This window comes from Amycolatopsis sp. NBC_01307, assembly GCF_035975215.1.
In the GTDB taxonomy this organism is placed as follows: domain Bacteria; phylum Actinomycetota; class Actinomycetes; order Mycobacteriales; family Pseudonocardiaceae; genus Amycolatopsis.
This window is the reverse complement of the sequence record NZ_CP108403.1, coordinates 4,609,449-4,628,749: the sequence shown is the minus strand read 5'-3', so window position 1 is coordinate 4,628,749 and position 19,301 is coordinate 4,609,449. Positions and strand designations below refer to the sequence as shown.

Sequence of the window (19,301 nt, the reverse complement as noted above, 5' to 3'; positions counted from 1 at the left end):
CGGTGCACGCCGAGCAGCACGGCACCTGGACCCGCCACGCGAGCGGGGTGCTGGCGGTGGCCGCCCCGGCTCCGGAACCCGCGGGTTACGCCGTCGACCCGGACCTGCTGGAGGCCGCGCTGCTCGCCGTCTCCGCGTCGGACGACGCGCTGGCGTGGACCGGGGTGACGCGGCACGCGGCGGCTGCCGGCCCGCTGGAGGCCCACCTCGTCCCGGCCGCCGAGGGCGAGTTTTCGCTGTCCGTTACGGACGCGGACGGCGTGGTGGTGCTGTCCGCGGAGTCCGTGACGCTCGGGCCGGTCGAGCTGCCCGTCACCGTCGCGAGCTGCTTCCACGCGCTGGAGTGGCGCGAAGTGACGGCCGAGCCGGGCCCGGTGTCGCACCGGGTCGTCCACGACGTCGACGACCTCGCGGCCGCCGACCGGCCGTCGTGGCTGGTGCTGCCGATCGACGCGACCGGCGCCGATCCCGCCCGGGCCCACGCCGTGGTCAGCCAGGTCTTGGCTCTGCTGCAGGCTTTCCTCGCTGAACCGTCCCGAGTGGACACCCGGTTGCTGGTCCGCGTCGGCGACGAGCCCGTCGCGGCGGCCGTCGGCGGCCTGGTGCGCGCGGCGCAGGCCGAGCACCCGGGCCGCATCGTGCTCGCCCACAGCGACCTCGCCCCGGCGGACCTCCTCGAAGCCGTCGGCGCGCTCGACGAGCCCGAGGTCGCCGTGCGCGACGGGCGCGTCCGGGTACCGCGGCTGACCCGGGTCACGCCCCCGGAACCGGTGCGGTGGGATCCCGCGGGCACCGTGCTGATCACCGGCGGCACCGGGGTGCTCGGCTCGCTGGTCGCGCGGCACGTCGTGGCGGAACGGGGCGTCCGGAGTGTGGTGCTCGCCTCGCGTCGCGGCCCGGACGCCGAGGGGGCGGCGGACCTGGCCGCCGAACTGCGGGCCCACGGCGCCCGCGTCGACGTCGTCGCCTGCGACGTCGCCGACCGCGACCAGGTCCGGGCCCTGCTCGACGGCATCCCCGATCTCACCGCCGTCGTGCACACGGCCGGGGTGCTGGCCGACGGCGTCCTCGCCGCGCAGGACGGGACGCGGCTGGCCGAGGTGTTCCGGCCCAAGGTCGACGCCGCCGTGCACCTCGACGAGCTGACCCGCGGCCACGACCTGGCCGCGTTCGTGCTGTTCTCCTCGGTGTCGGGGGTGTTCGGCGGCGCCGGGCAGGCGAACTACGCCGCGGCGAACGCGTTCCTCGACGCCCTCGCCGTCCGCCGCCGCGCGGCCGGACGGCCTGCGGTGTCGCTGGCCTGGGGCCCGTGGGCCGGCGACGACGGCATGGCCGCGCGCCTCGGCGCGGCCGACACGGCCCGCCTGGCCCGCGCCGGCCTCCGGCCGCTCGACCCGGCCCTGGGCATGGCGCTGCTGGACGCCGCGCTCGCGGACGAGCGTCCGGTGCTCGTCCCGGTCTCGCTGAAACTCGGCGACCAGATCGCCCCGGTGCTGCGCGAACTCGCCGGCCCCTCGTCGCGCGGTGGCGACGTCGATCTCGCGGCCCGGCTGGCCGGCCTCGACGACGCCGCCGGGCTGGCACTGCTGACCGAGCTGGTCCGCGCCGAAGCGGCCACCGTGCTGGGTGGCGGACCCGGTGTCGGCGCGCTGCAGGCGTTCCGGGACGCGGGGTTCGACTCCCTGATGGGCGTGGAACTGCGCAACCGCATCGCCGTCCGCACCGGTCTGGCCTTGCCCGCGACGGTGGTGTTCGACCACCCCAGCCCGGCCGCCCTCGCCGAGCAGCTGCACGCGGACCTGCTCGGCCGTGCCGCGCCCGCCGTGGCCGTCGCAGGTCCGGCGGACGACGACGATCCGGTCGTGATCGTCGGGATGGGCGTCCGGCTCCCGGGTGGGGTCACCACGCCGGAAGCGTTGTGGGACCTCGTTTCCGGTGAGGTCGACGCGATCTCGGAGTTCCCGGCCGACCGCGGCTGGGACGTCGAGGCGCTCTACGACCCGGACCCCGCCGCCGCGGGCAAGTCCTACACCCGGCACGGCGGCTTCCTGCACGACGCCGCGTTGTTCGATCCGGCGTTCTTCGGGATCTCGCCGCGTGAGGCCCTGGCCATGGACCCGCAGCAGCGGCTGCTGCTCCAGACGTCCTGGGAGGCCCTGGAGCGCGCGGGCATCGCGCCGACGTCCCTGCGCGGGCAGAACGCGGGGGTGTTCTTCGGGGCCTCGACGCAGCCGTACGGGGTCAGCGCGCGCGACGCCTCCGGCGAGACCGAGGGCTACGTCATGACCGGGTCCTCCGCCAGCGTCCTGTCCGGCCGGGTGTCCTATGTGCTCGGTGCGCGCGGGCCCGCCGTCACGGTCGACACCGCGTGCTCGTCGTCCCTGGTCGCCCTCCACCTGGCCGCGCAGTCGCTGCGGTCGGGGGAGTGCTCGCTCGCGCTCGCGGGCGGGGCGACCGTGCTGGCGACCCCGGACATCTTCGTCGAGTTCTCCCGGCTGCGCGGCCTCGCCGCGGACGGCCGGTGCCGGTCGTTCGCCGACGACGCCCAGGGCACCGGCTGGGCCGAAGGGGTCGGCGTCCTCGTGCTGCAGCGCCGGTCCGACGCCCTGCGCGACGGGCGTGAGGTGCTGGCCGTCGTGCGCGGGACGGCGGTCAACCAGGACGGCGCGTCCAACGGGCTGACCGCGCCGAACGGACCGTCGCAGCAAGCGGTGATCCGGCAGGCACTCGCGAACGCGGGGCTACGTCCGTCCGATGTGGACGCCGTGGAAGCGCACGGGACGGCGACGACGCTGGGCGATCCGATCGAGGCGCAGGCGCTCCTCGCGACGTACGGCCAGGACCGCTCGGAGCCGTTGTGGCTGGGGTCGTTGAAGTCCAACATCGGGCACGCCCAGGCCGCGGCCGGGGTGGCGGGCGTGCTGAAGATGGTCCTGGCCATGCGGTACGGCGTCCTGCCGCGGACGTTGCACGTCGACACACCGACGTCCGAAGTGGACTGGACGGCCGGTGCGGTCCGGCTGCTCACCGAGGCCCGGCCGTGGGACGTGGCCGACCGGCCGCGGCGGGCCGGAGTCTCGTCGTTCGGGGTGTCCGGGACCAACGCGCACGTCGTGCTGGAACAGGGACCCGCGCCGGTGCGCCCGAAGCCGTCCGCGGGGTTGGTGCCGCTCGTCGTCACCGGCCGGTCCGCGGCGGGCCTGGCCGACCAGGCCGCCCGCCTGGCCGAGTCGCTGCCTGCCGACGTCGGTGCGGCCGGACGTTCCCTGTTGTACTCTCGGGCCCACTGGGAGCACCGCGCCGTGGTTCTGGCCGCGGATCACGAGCAGGCCGTAGCCGGACTGCGCGCTGTAGCCGATGGTTCCGCGTCGCCCAACGTGCTGCGCGGGACGGCGGAACCCGGGCCCGTGGTGTGGGTCTTCCCCGGCCAGGGCGCGCAGTGGGCCGGCATGGGCCGGGAGCTGTGGGCGTCGAACCCGGTGTTCGCCGCCCGGATGGCCGAGTGCGAGGCCGCTCTCGCGTCCCATGTGGACTGGTCACTGTCCGAAGTGGTCCGTGGCGCCGGCGCGCTCGACGCGGTGGACGTCGTGCAGCCCGTGTCGTTCGCGGTGATGGTGTCGCTCGCCGCGGTGTGGGCGTCCCTGGGCCTGCGGCCGGACGCCGTCGTCGGGCACTCGCAGGGCGAGATCGCCGCGGCCTGCGTCGCCGGCGCGCTGTCCCTGACCGACGCGGCCCGGGTCGTCGCGGTGCGCAGCCGGATCATCGCGCGGCGGCTGGCCGGCCACGGCGGGATGCTGTCCGTCGCACTGGGTGAGGAGCGGATCCGGCTCGCCGACGGCGTCGAGATCGCGGCGGTGAACTCCCCGGACGCGGTCGTGCTGGGCGGGGATCCCGCGGCGCTGGACGAGCTGGCCGAGACCTACCGGGCTCAGGACGTCCGGGTGCGGCGGGTGCCGGTGGACTACGCGTCGCACACCGCGCACGTGGTCCGCGCCGAGGCCGAGCTGACCGCCGCACTGTCCGATGTGGACAGCGTGGCACCCGTGATCCCGTGGTACTCCACAGTGGACAGCGCGTGGACGACCGGTCCGCTGTCGCCGGACTACTGGTACCGCAACCTGCGTGGCACCGTCCGGTTCGCCGACGCCACGCGCGCGCTCGCCGACGCGGGCCACCGCGTGTTCGTCGAGACGAGCTCGCACCCGGTGCTGACGACGAGCGTGCAGGAGACCGTCGCGGACGCCGTCGTGTGCGGCACGCTGCGGCGGGACGAACCCGAGCAGGACCGGTTGCTGCGGTCGGCGGCGGAGCTGTTCGCGCACGGCGTTCCCTTGGACCCGGCGGCGTTGCTGGCGCCCGGGCCGGGCGCCGCGGTGCCGACCACGGCGTTCCAGGAGCAGCGCTACTGGCTGACGGCCGAGCGGGGCCCGGACCTGGAGCGGGTGGGGCACCCGCTGCTGACGGCCGCCCTGGACGATCCGGTGACCGGTGGCGTCGCGCTGACCGGACGCGTCTCGCTGCGGACGCACCCGTGGCTGGCGGACCACGCTGTGTCGGGTGTCGTGGTGGTGCCCGGGACGACGTTCGTGGAGCTGGCGGTGCGGGCCGGTGACCGGCTCGGGGTGCCGGTGGTGCGGGAACTGGTCGTCGAAGCGCCGATGGTGCTGCCGGAGACGGCGTCGGCCGAGCTGCGGGTGACCGTCGGCGCGGCGGACGGCGACACGCGGCCGGTCACCGTGCACTCCCGGGGCGGCGACGGCACCTGGACCTGCCACGCGACGGGCGTCTTGACGGCGGCTTCGACCTCGGCTGCCGCGGCGACCGAGTGGCCGCCCGCGGACGCCGAAGCCGTGGACGTCTCGGCGTTCTACGACCGGCTCGCGGAGCACGGTTACGGCTACGGCCCGGTGTTCCGCGGCCTGACCGCGGCGTGGCGCCGGGGTCCCGTGGTGTTCGCGGAGGTCGCGCTGCCCGACGGCACGGACGTGGCGGGCTACACGCTGCACCCGGCCCTGATGGACGCGGCGCTGCACGCGGCGATGCTGGACACGACCGAGGTGCGGCTGCCGTTCTCGTGGTCGCGGGTGGCGATCCACGCGACGGGAGCGACGGCGGCCCGCGTCACGCTGAGCCCGGCCGAAGGCGGCGTGGCGGCCGAGCTGACGGACGCGACGGGCACGCCGCTGCTGTCCGTGGGCGCGCTGACGACCCGGCCGGTCACGCCGGGCCAGCTGACGACGTCGGCGAGCGACGCGCTGTTCGCGCTCGCGTGGACGGAGCTGGCCCTGGACGCGGGGGAACCCGGTGCGGTGCGGGTTCTCGAGGGCGACGAGCCGTGGCTCGGCCTGGGCGACGCGGAAGCTCAGTGGTTCGTCCTGCCGGTCGACCCCGATCCCGCCGAAGCCGAGACCCGGCGCGTCCGGACCACCGTCGCCCGCGTGCTGCGCGTGCTGCAAGCCGTCCTGGCCGGCGCGGACCAGGCCGCGCGCCTCGCCGTGGTCACCTCCGGGGCCGTCGCGGCCGAGCCGGGCGAGAGCACCGATCCGGTGGCCGCCGCCGTCTGGGGCCTGGTGCGGGCCGCCCAGGCCGAACACCCCGGCCGCTTCCTGCTCGTCGACCAGGACGGCGAGGCCCCCGGCCACGGCGTGCTCGCCGCGCTCGCGACCCGCGACGAAACCCAGTGCGCCCTGCGCGGACCACGCGTCCTCGTCCCGCGGCTCGAGCGGGCCGCCGCCGGGACGAACACCTTCCCGGCCGGCGGCACCGCGCTCGTCACCGGCGGCGCCGGACTGCTCGGCTCGCTCGTCGCGCGCCGGCTCGTCACCGGCCACGGCGTCCGCCGCCTCGTCCTGGCGTCCCGGCGCGGTGGCGGGGACGACCTCGCCACCGAACTGCGGGAGCTCGGCGCCGACGTCCGCATCGAGGCCTGCGACGTCGGGGACCGCGACCAGGTCCGGGCCCTGCTCGACGGCATCCCCGATCTCACCGCCGTCGTCCACGCCGCCGGGGTGCTCGACGACGGCGTCGTCACCGCCCTCGACGGCGGCCGCCTCGAGCCCGTCTTCCGGCCCAAGACCGACGCCGCCGTCCACCTCGACGAACTGACCCGCGACCGCGACCTCGCCGCCTTCGTGCTGTTCTCCTCCGCTGCCGGTGTCCTGGGCAACGCCGGTCAAGCGAACTACGCCGCCGCCAACGCCTTCCTCGACGGTCTCGCCACCCGCCGCCGGGCCGCCGGCCGGCCGGCCGTTTCGCTCGCCTGGGGACTCTGGACCGAAGCCAGTGGCATGACCGCCGGCCTCCGGAACCGCGAAGGCCTCGGCACCGCGCAGGGCCTGGACCTGTTCGACCGCGCGCTGACCTCGGACCGGCCGGTGCTCGTCCCGATCGCCCTCGACCTGCCCGCGCTCCGGCGCCTGCCGGCCGTGCCGCCGCTGCTGCGCGGCCTCGCCGGGCCGGTTCGCCCGCAGGCACGCGCCGCCCGCGACGGCGGGTTCGCCGACCGGCTCGCCCGGCTGGCTCCCGCCGCCCGCCGCGCCGCGCTCGACGACCTCGTGTGCGCCGAGGCCTCGGCCGTGCTCGGCGGCCTCGACGTCGCGCCGGGCCGGGCGTTCCGCGACGCCGGGTTCGACTCGCTCACCGCCGTCGACCTGCGCAACCGGCTGGCCGCCGCGACCGGGCTCACCCTGCCCGCGACGCTCGTCTTCGACCACCCGAACCCGGCCGCGCTCGCCGCCCACCTGCACGGAGAGCTGTTCGGACTGGCACCCGCCGCCGCCGAGACCGCCGTCACGTCGGCCGAGCCGATCGCGATCGTCGGGATGGGCCTGCGGCTCCCCGGCGGCGTCGACAGCCCCGAAGCGCTCTGGGATCTGGTGCACGGCGGCGTCGACGCGGTGGCGGGCTTCCCGGCCGACCGCGGCTGGGACCTCGCCGCGCTCTACGACCCCGACCCGGACGCCGCGGGCACGTCTTACACGCGCTCCGGCGGGTTCCTGCACGACGCGGGCGTGTTCGACGCCGGGTTCTTCGGCATCTCGCCCCGCGAAGCCCTCGCCATGGATCCGCAGCAGCGGCTGCTGTTGCAGACGTCGTGGGAAGCCGTCGAACGCGCGGGCATCGCCCCGACGTCCCTGCGGGGACAGCGCGTCGGCGTCTTCACCGGCCTGATGTACCACGACTACGGCGTCGGCGCTCCTGCCGACCCGGAGCTGGAAGGCCTGCGGGGCACGGGATCGGCGGGCAGTGTCGCCGCCGGCCGGGTGTCCTATGTGCTCGGTCTGCAGGGCCCCGCGGTCACGGTGGACACCGCGTGCTCGTCGTCGCTGGTCGCGATCCACCTGGCGGCGCAGGCCCTGCGCGCCGGCGAGTGCTCGATGGCGCTGGCCGGCGGCGCGACCGTGCTGTCCAGTCCCGAGGTCTTCGTCGAGTTCTCCCGGCAGCGAGGCCTGTCCGCGGACGGCCGGTGCAAGTCCTTTTCGGACGACGCGGACGGTACCGGCTGGGCCGAAGGTGTCGGCGTGCTCGTGTTGCAACGGCTGTCCGACGCCGTCCGCGACGGCCGGGAGATCCTCGCTGTCGTCAAGGGCAGCGCGGTCAACCAGGACGGCGCCTCCAACGGCCTCACCGCCCCGAACGGCCCGGCCCAGCAGGCGGTGATCCGGCAGGCCCTCGCCGCCGCGGCCCTCGAACCGTCCGAAGTGGACGCCGTCGAGGCGCACGGCACCGGGACGGTCCTGGGCGACCCGATCGAGGCGCAGGCGGTGCTCGCGACCTACGGCCAGGACCGGGAAACGCCGTTGTGGCTGGGTTCGCTGAAGTCCAACATCGGCCACGCGCAGGCCGCGGCCGGCGTCGCGGGCGTGGTGAAGATGGTGCTGGCCATGCGTCACGGCGTCCTGCCGAAGACCCTTCACGCCGACACGCCGTCGTCCAAAGTGGACTGGAACGCCGGGGCCGTCCGGTTGCTCACCGAGCCCGCCGAGTGGCCCGCCGGTGACCGGCCGCGCCGCGCGGCCGTGTCGTCCTTCGGCGTCAGCGGCACCAACGCCCACCTCGTCCTGGAGCAGGGCCCCGCGCGCGAACCGGCCGAGCCCGCGCCGGTGACCGGTCCGCTGCCGCTGGTCGTGACCGCGCGCTCGGCGGCCGGGCTCGCGGCGCAAGCGGCCCGACTCGCCGGAGAAATTGACGATCTCGCCGGGACGGCGAACGCGCTGGTGCGGACCCGGGCGATCTGGGAGCACCGCGCCGTCGTCGCGGCGAGCGACCGGGAGACGGCGGTCGCGGGCCTCACCGCGCTGGCCGCGGGGACCTCCGCGACCGGCGTGGTCACCGGCGTCGCCGACCCGGCCGGGCCGGGCAAGCTCGTCTGGGTCTTCCCCGGCCAGGGCGCGCAGTGGGCCGGGATGGGCCGCGAGCTGTGGCGCACCGAACCGGTGTTCGCGGCGCGGATGGCGGAGTGCGAAGCGGCCCTCGCGCCGTGGGTGGACTGGTCGCTCGCCGACGTCGTGCACAGCGCCGCCGCGCTGGACGCCGTCGACGTCGTGCAGCCGGTGTCGTTCGCGGTGATGGTGTCGCTGGCGGCGTGGTGGGAGTCGGCAGGGCTGCGGCCCGACGCCGTGCTCGGCCACTCGCAGGGCGAGATCGCCGCCGCCTGCGTCGCGGGCGCCCTGACCCTGGCCGACGCCGCGCGCGTGGTCGCGGTGCGCAGCCGCGCGATCGCCACCGGCCTCGCCGGCTCCGGCGGGATGCTCTCGGTCGGCGTCGGCGCGGACCGCGCCCGGGCCGACCTCGCCCGGTGGCCCGGCGTCGAAACCGCCGCCGTCAACTCCCCGCACGCCGTCGTCCTCGCGGGCGAGAGTGCCGCGCTCGACGACGCCGAGGCGTTCTACCGTGAGCAGGACGTGCAGGTGCGCCGGATCCCGGTGGACTACGCCTCGCACACCGCGCGGGTCGAGGCGATCGAGGCCGAGCTGACCACCGCGCTGGCCGACGTGCGCACCGCGGCGCCGTCGGTGCCGTGGTTCTCCACAGCGGACCAGAACTGGGTCGAGACGCTCGACTCCGGCTACTGGTACCGCAACCTCCGTGCGACGGTCGGGTTCGCCGACGCGATCCGCACGCTGACCAGTGGCGGCCACCGCGTGTTCCTCGAAACGAGTTCGCACCCGGTCTTGACCACGAGCATCCAGGCCACTGTGGACGATCCGGCGGTGCTCGTGTGCGGCAGCCTGCGCCGCGACCAGCCCGAACGGGACCGGCTGCTGCGGACCGCGGCCGAGCTGTTCACCCGCGGCGTCGACGTCGGCTGGACGGCGTTCCTGCCGGAAGCCGAGCCGGTCGCGCTGCCGACCACGGCGTTCCTGGGCGAGCACTACTGGCTGCGGGCCGGACCGGCCACCGCGGACCCGGCCGGCGTCGGGCAGGAGGCCGTCGGCCACCCCGTGCTGGGCGCGGCCGTCGAGGACGCCGCGTCCGGCGGGATCGTGTTCACCGGCCGGATCTCCCGCGAGACGCACCCGTGGCTGAGCGACCACGCCGTGTCCGGGACCGTCCTGGTGCCGGGCGCGGCACTGGTCGAGCTCGCCATCCGCGCCGGGGACCGGGCGGGCACGCCCGTGCTGCGGGAACTCGTCGTCGAGACGCCTCTGGTCCTGCCCGAAACCGGGGCCGTCCCGGTGCAGGTCGTGGTGGGGGCACCCGACGGCGACGGCCGGTCCGTGAGCCTCTACTCCCGTGTGGACGGTGGCTGGGTCCGGAACGCCGAAGGCGTCCTCGCTGCCGACGACCCGACGAAGTCCACTGTGGACTTGTCGACCTGGCCGCCGCCGGGCGCGGTGGAAACGGACCTCGCCGGGTTCTACGACGTCCTGGCCGCCCGCGGGTACGAGTACGGCCCGGCGTTCCGGGGCGTCACCCGCGTGTGGCGGCGCGACGAGGACGTGTTCGCCGAGGTCACGCTGCCCGGCGGCGTCGACGCGACGGGCTTCGTGATCCACCCGGCCCTGGTCGACGCCGCCCTGCACCCGCTGATCCCGGCCGCGGGCGACGGCGTCGAGCTGCCGTTCGCGTGGACCGGCGTCACGCTGCACGCGACGGGTGCGACCGCGGCCCGGGTGCGGCTGCACCCGGCACCCGGCGGCACCGCGGTCGAGCTGGCCGACGAGACCGGCGCGCCCGTCCTGTCCGTCGCCGCGCTGGCGACCCGGCCCGTCCGCCCGGACCAGCTCGCCGCGGTGGGAACCGGCGGGGAAGCGCTGTTCGCCGTCGAGTGGACCGAGCTGCCGCCGGGCACCGACGTCGACCCGAGCGACGCCGAAGTCCTGCACGTGGACACGGGCGACCTCCACGCCGTCGTTGCCGGAGTGCTGCGCCGGGTCCAGGAGTTCGTCGCCGGGCCGGGGACGCGGCTCGTCGTGCACACCCGCCACGCCGTGTCGACCGGCCACCCCGAGCCCGTCGACCCGGTGGCCGCCGCCGTGTGGGGGCTCGTGCGGTCCGCGCAGACCGAACACCCGGACCGGCTCCTGCTCGTCGACGGCGAGCTGCCCGGCGGTCTTCCGGGGGCGCTCGCCGCCCGCGGCGAAGACCAGTGCGCCGTCCGCGACGGGCGCGTTCTGGTCCCGCGGCTCGTCCGGCCCGCTCAAGACGGACTGTCTCTTTCGGACGGTGCCGCGCCGTGGATCCTGCGGTCCGGCGACACGTTCGACGATCTCACACTGGAACCGTCCGAAATGGACCCACTGGAACCGGGCCAGGTCCGGGTGGCGGTCCGCGCGGCCGGGATCAACTTCCGTGACGTGCTCGCCGGGCTCGGCGTGCGGCTGAGTCTCCAGAGCGTCGCCGGTGAGGGCGCCGGGGTGGTCGTCGAGGTCGGTCCCGGTGTCACCGGGTTCGCGGTGGGCGACCGGGTCCTCGGGCTGGTCACCCGCGCGTTCCAACAGGTCGTGGCGGCGGACGCGCGGACGCTGGCGCCGATGCCGGACGGCTGGTCGTTCGAGCAGGCGGCGTCGATCCCGGTCGTGTTCCTCACGGCGTTCTACGGCCTCGCCGATCTGGCGGGCCTCCGCCCGGGCGAGAAGGTGCTGGTGCACGCGGCCGCGGGTGGCGTCGGCATGGCCGCGGTCCAGCTGGCGCGGCACTTCGGCGCCGAGGTCTACGCGACGGCGAGCCCCGGCAAGCACGGTGTGCTGCGGGAGCTGGGCATCCCGGACGACCACATCGCGAACTCGCGGACCCTGGAGTTCGCGGAGAAGTTCGGCCAGGTCGACGTCGTCCTGAACTCCCTGGCCGGGGAGTTCGTCGACGCGTCGCTGGGCCTGCTCGCCGAGGGCGGCCGGTTCCTCGAGATGGGCAAGACCGACATCCGCACCGGTATCGCGGGCTATCAGGCCTACGACCTCCACGAAGCCGGTCCGGACCGCATCGGCGAGCTGCTCCGCGAAGTCCTCGGCCTGTTCGCGTCCGGGGTGCTGCGGCCGATCCCGGTCACGCCGTGGGACGTCCGGCAGGCGCCGGCGGCGTTCCGCTTCATGGCCCAGGGCAGGCACATCGGCAAGAACGTCCTCACCACCCCGCGCTCGCTCGACCCGGCGGGCACGGTGCTGATCACCGGCGGCACCGGCCGGCTGGGCGCGCTGGTGGCGCGGCACCTCGTCGCCGGCCACGGCGTCCGAGACCTGCTGCTGGTGTCCCGGCGCGGCCCGGACGCCGACGGCGCGGCCGAACTGGCCGGCGAGCTGCGGGCGGCCGGCGCGCGGGCGCGGATCGTGGCCTGCGACGTCGGCGACCGGGAGCAGCTGCGCGCGCTGCTCGACGGCGTTGCGCTGACCGCGGTCGTCCACGCGGCCGGCGCCCTGGCCGACAGCGTCCTCGCCGCCCAGGACGAGGCCGGGCTGGCCACGGTGTTCCGGCCCAAGGCCGACGCCGCCGCCCACCTCGACGAGCTGACCCGCGGCCACGACCTGGCCGCGTTCGTGCTGTTCTCCTCGGCCGCGGGCGTGCTCGGCGGCGCCGGGCAGGCCGGCTACTCGGCGGCCAACGCGTTCCTCGACGGCCTCGCCGCGAGTCGGCGGGCCGCCGGCCGGCCCGCCGTGTCGCTGGCCTGGGGCCTGTGGGCCGACGCGAGCGGGCTGACGGCGCACCTCGGCACGGCCGACACGACGCGGATGGCCCGCACCGGCGTCGGCGCGTTGACCGCCGAACAGGGGCTGCGCCTGCTCGACGCGGCTCTCGCGTCGCCGCGCCCCACGACGGTCCCGATGGTCCTGGACCGCACCGCGCTCCGCGACCGGGCGCGCACCGCGACCGTGCCGCCGCTGCTGCGGGAGCTGGCCGGCCGGGGCCGCCGGACCGCGCGGACCACCGCTCGCGCCGGGACGTGGACCGCCCGCCTGAGCCGGCTGGACGGCCCGGCCCGGCTGGCCGCGCTGACCGACCTGGTCACCGCGGAAGCGGCCGTTGTGCTCGGCGGCGGGGTCGCGGTGGCGGGCGGACGGGCGTTCCGCGACGTCGGCTTCGACTCGCTGACGGCGGTCGAGCTGCGCAACCGGATCACCGCGGCCACCGGCGTCACCCTGCCCGCGACGGCCGTGTTCGACCACCCGACCCCGGCCGAACTGGCCGCCCACCTGCGCGACGCACTCCTCGGCGCCGAGGCCGCCCCGGCACCTACGGCGTCGGTGGCCACCGACGAGCCGATCGCCATCGTCGGCATCGGCGTCCGGCTCCCGGGCGGAGTGGACAGTCCCGAATCGTTGTGGGACCTGGTGTCCGACGGCGTCGACGCCATCTCGCCGTTCCCCGGCGACCGGGGCTGGGACGTCGGCGCGGGCTCGTCCTACGTCCGCGCCGGCGGCTTCCTGCACGACGCCGGCCAGTTCGATCCCGCCTTCTTCGGCATCTCACCGCGCGAAGCCCTGGCCATGGACCCGCAGCAGCGCCTCGTCCTGCGGACCGCCTGGGAGGCCCTCGAACGGGCGGGCATCGCGCCGACGTCCGTGCGGGGCGACGACGTCGGGGTGTTCCTCGGGGCCATGGCGCAGGACTACGGCACGCGGGTGCACGAGGCACCGGCCGAGACCGCGGGGTTCGCGCTCACCGGCTCGTCCTCGAGCGTGCTGTCGGGCCGGGTGTCCTATGTGCTCGGTGCGCGCGGACCGGCGGTCACCGTCGACACGGCGTGCTCGTCGTCGCTGGTGGCGATCCACCTCGCGGCGCAGTCGCTGCGATCGGGCGAGTGCTCGACCGCGCTCGCCGGCGGGGTCACGGTGATGGCGACCCCGGCCGCGTTCGTGGAGTTCGCCCGCCAGGGCGGCCTGTCCACCGACGGCCGGTGCCGGTCGTTCGCCGACGACGCGGACGGCACGGGCTGGGCCGAAGGTGTCGGTGTGCTTGTCCTGCAACGGCTTTCCGACGCGATCCGCGACGGCCGTGAGGTGCTGGCCGTGGTGCGCGGCACGGCGGTCAACCAGGACGGTGCGTCGAACGGCCTGACCGCCCCGAACGGCCCGGCGCAGCAGGCGGTGATCCGGCGGGCGCTGGCCAACGCCGGGGTCGCACCGTCCGAAGTGGACGCCGTCGAGGCCCACGGCACGGGCACGACCCTGGGTGATCCGATCGAAGTCCAGGCGCTCCAGGCCGTCTACGGGACCGAACGCGATCCGGACCGGCCGCTGCTGCTGGGGTCGCTGAAGTCCAACATCGGGCACGCGCAGGCCGCGGCGGGCGTCGCCGGGGTGATCAAGATGGTCCTGGCCCTGCGGCACGGCGAGCTGCCGCGCACCCTGCACGCCGGGACGCCGTCGTCCCGCGTGGACTGGTCGGCCGGCACGATCCGGCTGCTGGCCGAACCGCACGCCTGGCCGGCCGGTGACCGCCCGCGCCGCGCCGGCGTGTCGTCGTTCGGGGTCAGCGGCACCAACGCGCACCTCGTGCTCGAACAGGCCCCGGCGGCCGACGACCGGGAGCCGGCACCGGACGTCGTCGTCCCGCTGATCGTCTCGGCCCGCTCGGCGGAGGGATTGACGGCGCAGGCCGGTCGCCTCGCGGCCGCCCTGGCCGAGGGCGCGGCCTTGCCGGAGGTGGCCTGGTCACTGGTGCGGTCCCGGGCGGTCTGGGAACACCGGGCCGTGGTGACGGGCGACAGCCGCGACGACGTGATCGCGGCGTTGCGAGCCGTGGACAGCCGCGGCCCGGCCGACCCGGCGAGCGGCGTGGCGTTCGTGTTCGCCGGCCAGGGATCCCAGCGGCCGGGCATGGGCGCCGAGCTGTACGCGCAGTTCCCGGCGTACACGGAGGCGTTCGACGCGGTGTGCGCGGAGCTGGACCGCCGGCTGGCCGGGCACGTCGACCGGCCGGTGCGCGACGCGCTGGCGTCGAACCTCGTGCACGAGACGGTGTACGCGCAAGCGGGGCTGTTCGCGGTCGAGGTCGCGATGGCCCGGCTGCTGGAGTCGTTCGGGGTCCGTCCGAGGGTGGTGGCGGGGCACTCGCTGGGCGAGCTGTCGGCGGCGCACCTGGCGGGCGTGTTCACGCTCCCGGATGCGGCCCGCTTGGTGGCCGCGCGCGGCCGGCTGATGCAGGCCCTGCCGCCGGGCGGGGCGATGCTCGCGGTGACGTCGTCCGAAGCGGACGTCGAGCCCCTGCTCGGCGACGGCGTCTGGCTGGCCGCGGTCAACGGGCCCGCGTCGGTTGTGCTGTCGGGCGCGCAGGAGGCGCTCGACGCGGCGGCCGCGGAACTGGCGGCCCGCGGGTTCGAGACGTCGGTGCTGCCGGTGGGGCACGCGTTCCACAGTGGACTGATGGCCCCGGTGCTCGCGGAGTTCGCGGCGGAACTCGCGGAGGTGGAGTTCCACGAGCCGGTGCTGCCGCTGATCTCGACGGTGACCGGGGAGCAGGCCGACGTCGGCACGGCCGGGTACTGGGTGGACCAGATCCGCCGTCCGGTGCGCTTCGCGGCGGCGGCCGGGACGCTCCTGGCGCACGCCCCGGGCACCGTGGTGGAACTCGGCCCGGGCGGCGTCCTGACGGCGCTGATCCGGTCGCTGCCCGTGCCGTCGCCGGCCGACGTCGTCGCGCTCACCCGCCGCGACCGGCCGGAACGCGCCACCCTCACGGCCGCGCTGGCCACCCTCTTCACCCGCGGCGCCGACGTCGACTGGACGCCGCTCTTCCCGCCCGCCACCCGGCACGTGGTTCCGTTGCCCACCACCGCGTTCCAGGAGCAGCACTTCTGGCTGCGGCCCGGCCCGGCGATCGCCGACCCCGGCGACGCCGCCTTCTGGCAGGCGATCGAGCGGGAGGACCTGACCGCGCTCGGCGACGTGCTCCCCGCCGCGGCCCCGGAGTCGCTCGCCGCCGTCCTGCCGGACCTCGTGCGCTGGCGCCGCAAGCGGCAGGAAGAATCCGCCGTCGACGACTGGCGTTACCAGGTCACCTGGCAGCGGCTGCCGCGGTCCGAGGCGTCCCTCACCGGTCGCTGGTCGGTCTTGGGTGATGACGGCACCGTCACCGCCGCTCTGCGCGACCGCGGCGTGCTCGCCGAGCCCGCCGACCACGTCCTCCTGCTCTCCGACGGCCGCGCCGGCACCCTGCTGCCGCGGGTGCAGGACCTGCTGGCCACGACGTCCGCCCGGCTGTGGGTCGCCACCCGCGGCGCGGTCGGCGTCGGCGGCGGGGACGCGCCCGCCGATCCGCGCGCCGCCCAGGCGTGGGGGCTCGGCCGGACCGTCGCACTGGAGCACCCCGGCCGCTGGGGCGGCCTGCTCGACCTGCCCGCCGTCCTCGACGACACCGCCGTCCGCCGCGTGCTCGACGTCCTCGCCGGCGACGAGGACCAGGTCGCGATCCGGCCGTCCGGGGTCTTCGGCCGCCGGCTCGTCCGGGCCGGGACCAGCGCGGGCGGTCCGGAGTGGACACCGCGCGGCACCGTCCTGATCACCGGCGGCACCGGCGGGCTGGCCGCGCACCTGGCCCGCGACCTCGCGGAGCGCGGCGCCGAGCGCGTCGTCCTGGTGAGCCGCCAGGGCCCGGACGCCCCGCTGGCCCTCACCGGTGAGTTCGAGATCGTCGCGGCGGACGTCACCGACCGCGACGCGCTGACCGCCGTCCTGGCCGAGTACCCGCCGGACGCCGTCGTCCACGCCGCCGGGGTGTCCGGTGGCGCCGTGGCGGTCGAGGACGCCGACCCGGCGGGCTTCGAGCGGGTCCTCGCGGCGAAGGCGGAGGGCGCGCTGCTGCTCGACGAGCTGCTGGGCGACCGCCCGCTGGACGCGTTCGTGCTGTTCTCCTCGGTCGCCGCGACCTGGGGCGCCGCCGGTCAGGGCGCCTACGCGGCGGCCAACAGCACCCTGGACGCCCTCGCCGAGACCCGCCGGGCCCGCGGCCGCACCGCGGTCTCGATCGCCTGGGGTCCCTGGGACAGCGCCGGCATGAGCACCGAGGACGGCGCCCGCGCCCGGCTGGCCCGCGGGGCCGTCGCTCCGATGGCCCCGGCTTCGGCCTTGACAGCGTTGCGCGCGGTATTGCGGACGGGCGCGCCGACGGCGGTCGTGGCGTCGGTCGACTGGCCGCGGTTCGCCCCGGTCTTCACCGCGGCCCGCCCGAGCCCCCTCCTCACCGCCTTCGCCGAGCCGGCGCCGGTCACCGGCCCCGCCCGGCTCGCCGGCACCGACCTGGCCACCCTGACCGATCTGGTCCGCACCGAGGCACGCGCGGTGCTCGGCGGGGCCGGCGTCGCGGCCCGGCAGGCGTTCCGCGACGCCGGGTTCGACTCGCTGACCGCCGTCGAACTGCGGGACGTCCTCGCCGCCCGCACCGGCCTCGCGCTGCCCGCGACGACCGTCTTCGACCACCCCGACCCCGCGGCCCTCGCGGCCCACCTGCACGGTGAGCTGACCGGCGCGACGGCGGCCGCGACGGTGACCGCGCCCACCGCGGCCGGTGACGACCCGATCGTCGTCGTCGGCATCGGGCTGCGCCTGCCGGGCGCTGTGGACAGTCCGGAAGCTTTGTGGGACCTGGTTTCCGGTGGGGTCGACGCGATCTCGCCCTTCCCGGCCGACCGCGGCTGGAGCCCGGGTGGCGCCGGCGGGTTCGTGCACGACGCGGGCCTGTTCGACCCGGAGTTCTTCGGGATCTCGCCCCGCGAAGCCCTGGCCATGGACCCGCAGCAGCGGCTCGTCCTGCGGACGTCGTGGGAAGCCCTCGAACGGTCCGGCATCGCGCCGACGTCGCTGCGCGGCGAGCCCGTCGGGGTGTTCGTCGGGGCGTCGGCCCAGCAGTACGGTCCCGGCACGGACACCGACGGCTTCGGCCTGACCGGCTCGTCGTCGAGCGTGCTGTCGGGCCGGGTGTCCTATGTGCTCGGTGCGCGGGGTCCCGCGGTGACGGTCGACACGGCGTGTTCGTCGTCGCTGGTCGCGATCCACCTGGCCGCGCAGTCGCTGCGGACGGGGGAGTGCTCGCTGGCGCTGGCCGGCGGGGTCACGGTCATGGCGACGCCGGCCGCGTTCACCGAGTTCGCCCGGCAGGGCGGTCTCGCCGCCGACGGCCGGTGCAAGTCCTTCGCCGACGACGCGGACGGGACGTCCTGGGCCGAAGGCGCGGGAGTCGTGGTGCTGCAACGGCTGTCCGACGCGGTCCGCGACGGCCGTGAGGTGCTGGCGGTCGTGCGGGGGACGGCGGTCAACCAGGACGGTGCGTCGAACGGGCTCACCGCGCCGAGTGGTCCGGCGCAGCAGGCGGTGATCCGGCAGGCGCTGGCCAACGCCGGAGTGACACCGTCCGAAGTGGACGTCGTCGAGGCGCACGGCACCGGCACGACCCTGGGTGATCCGATCGAGGCGCAGGCGCTGCTGGCGACGTACGGCCAGGACCGGGACACGCCGCTGTGGCTGGGCTCCCTGAAGTCCAACATCGGGCACACCCAGGCCGCGGCGGGCGTCGCGGGGGTCGTCAAGATGATCATGGCGATGCGCCACGGCGAGCTGCCGAAGTCACTGCACGCGGGCGAGCCGTCGTCCCGGGTGGACTGGACGGCGGGGAACGTGCGGGTGCTGACGGAGGCCGAACCGTGGCCGCGGCCGGGCCGCCCGCGCCGCGCGGGTGTGTCGTCGTTCGGGGTGAGCGGCACCAACGCCCACCTCGTGCTGGAAGAGCCCCCGGTGACCGAGGCGGTCGCGCCGGCCGAGTCCCCGGGCGTGGTCCCGGTCGTCGTGTCGGCCCGCTCGGCCGCCGGACTGACCGCGCAGGCCGAGCGCGTGGCGTCCTATTTGGATGGTCAGGACAGCCTGACGGCGCCCGCGTGGTCGCTGCTGCGGTCCCGGGCGGTGTGGGAGCACCGCGCGGTCGTCCTCGCCGGCGACCGGGACCAGGCGGTCGACGGCTTGCGGCGCGGGCCTGTGCGCGGTGAGGCCGACCCGGCGCGCGACGGCGTCGCGTTCGTCTTCACCGGGCAGGGCGCGCAGCGGGCCGGGATGGGGCAGGAGCTGTACCAGGCGTTCCCCGCGTACGCGGACGCGTTCGACGAGGTGTGCGCGGAGTTCGACCGGTACCTGGACAAGCCGTTGCGCGAGGCGATCGCCTCGGACGCGGTGCACGAGACGGTGTACACGCAGGCGGGGTTGTTCGCGGTCGAGGTCGCGATGGTGCGGTTGCTGGAGTCGTTCGGGGTGCGGCCGAAGGTCGTGGCGGGGCATTCGCTGGGGGAGCTCACCGCGGCGTACGTCGCGGGTGTGTTCTCGCTGCCGGACGCCGTGATGCTGGTCGCCCACCGCGGCCGGCTGATGCAGGAGCTGCCGCCCGGCGGGGCGATGGTCGCCGTCGAAGCGTCCGAAGTGGACGTCCACTCCGTACTGGGCGACGGGGTCTGGCTCGCCGCCGTCAACGGGCCGCGCTCGGTCGTGCTGTCCGGCGACGCGGCCGCGGTGCACGCCGCCGCGGCGTCCCTGCCGGTCAAGACGACCCCGCTGCCGGTGGGCCACGCGTTCCACTCGGGACTGGTGGAGCCGATGCTGGCCGAGTTCGCGCAGGTGACGGGCCGCGTCGAGTACCACGAGCCGGCGGTGCCGGTGATCGCCGGCGACGTGACGTCCGCGCGGTACTGGGTGGACCAGGTCCGCAGTCCCGTCCGGTTCGCCGACGCGCTCGACGCGATCGCCGGCCACGCGGTGGCGGCCGTGCTGGAGGTCGGGCCGGACGGCGTGCTGACCGCGATGGCGCCCGAGACGCTCACCGCGGTCGCGCTGACCCGGCGTGACCGGCCGGAACCCGCCACCGCCCTCGCCGCGCTGGCCGCACTG

Annotated in this window: 10 pseudogenes; all 10 read left to right on the top strand. The window is 76.1% G+C overall.

Annotated elements, in window-relative coordinates:
* Positions 1–2: 2 nt before the first annotated feature.
* Positions 3–1,304 (top strand): annotated as a pseudogene (locus OG439_RS50345) (beta-ketoacyl reductase); the annotation flags it as partial.
* Positions 1,305–1,328: 24 nt separating this feature from the next.
* Positions 1,329–1,775, top strand: a pseudogene (locus OG439_RS50340) (beta-ketoacyl reductase); the annotation flags it as partial.
* Positions 1,749–2,594 (top strand): annotated as a pseudogene (locus OG439_RS50335) (beta-ketoacyl synthase N-terminal-like domain-containing protein); the annotation flags it as partial. The pseudogenes OG439_RS50340 and OG439_RS50335, both read left to right, overlap by 27 nt.
* Positions 2,583–2,963 (top strand): annotated as a pseudogene (locus tag OG439_RS50330) (hypothetical protein); the annotation flags it as partial. The pseudogenes OG439_RS50335 and OG439_RS50330, both read left to right, overlap by 12 nt.
* Positions 2,940–3,221: pseudogene (locus OG439_RS50325) on the top strand (ketoacyl-synthetase C-terminal extension domain-containing protein); the annotation flags it as partial. The pseudogenes OG439_RS50330 and OG439_RS50325, both read left to right, overlap by 24 nt.
* An 81-nt stretch (positions 3,222–3,302) precedes the next feature.
* Positions 3,303–4,316, top strand: a pseudogene (locus OG439_RS50320) (acyltransferase domain-containing protein); the annotation flags it as partial.
* 57 nt (positions 4,317–4,373) lie between these two features.
* A pseudogene (locus tag OG439_RS50315) lies at positions 4,374–4,736 on the top strand (polyketide synthase dehydratase domain-containing protein); the annotation flags it as partial.
* Positions 4,737–15,140 (top strand): annotated as a pseudogene (locus OG439_RS50310) (SDR family NAD(P)-dependent oxidoreductase); the annotation flags it as partial.
* A gap of 51 nt (positions 15,141–15,191) precedes the next feature.
* Positions 15,192–15,389: pseudogene (locus tag OG439_RS50305) on the top strand (hypothetical protein); the annotation flags it as partial.
* Positions 15,375–19,301 (top strand): annotated as a pseudogene (locus tag OG439_RS50300) (type I polyketide synthase); the annotation flags it as partial. The pseudogenes OG439_RS50305 and OG439_RS50300, both read left to right, overlap by 15 nt.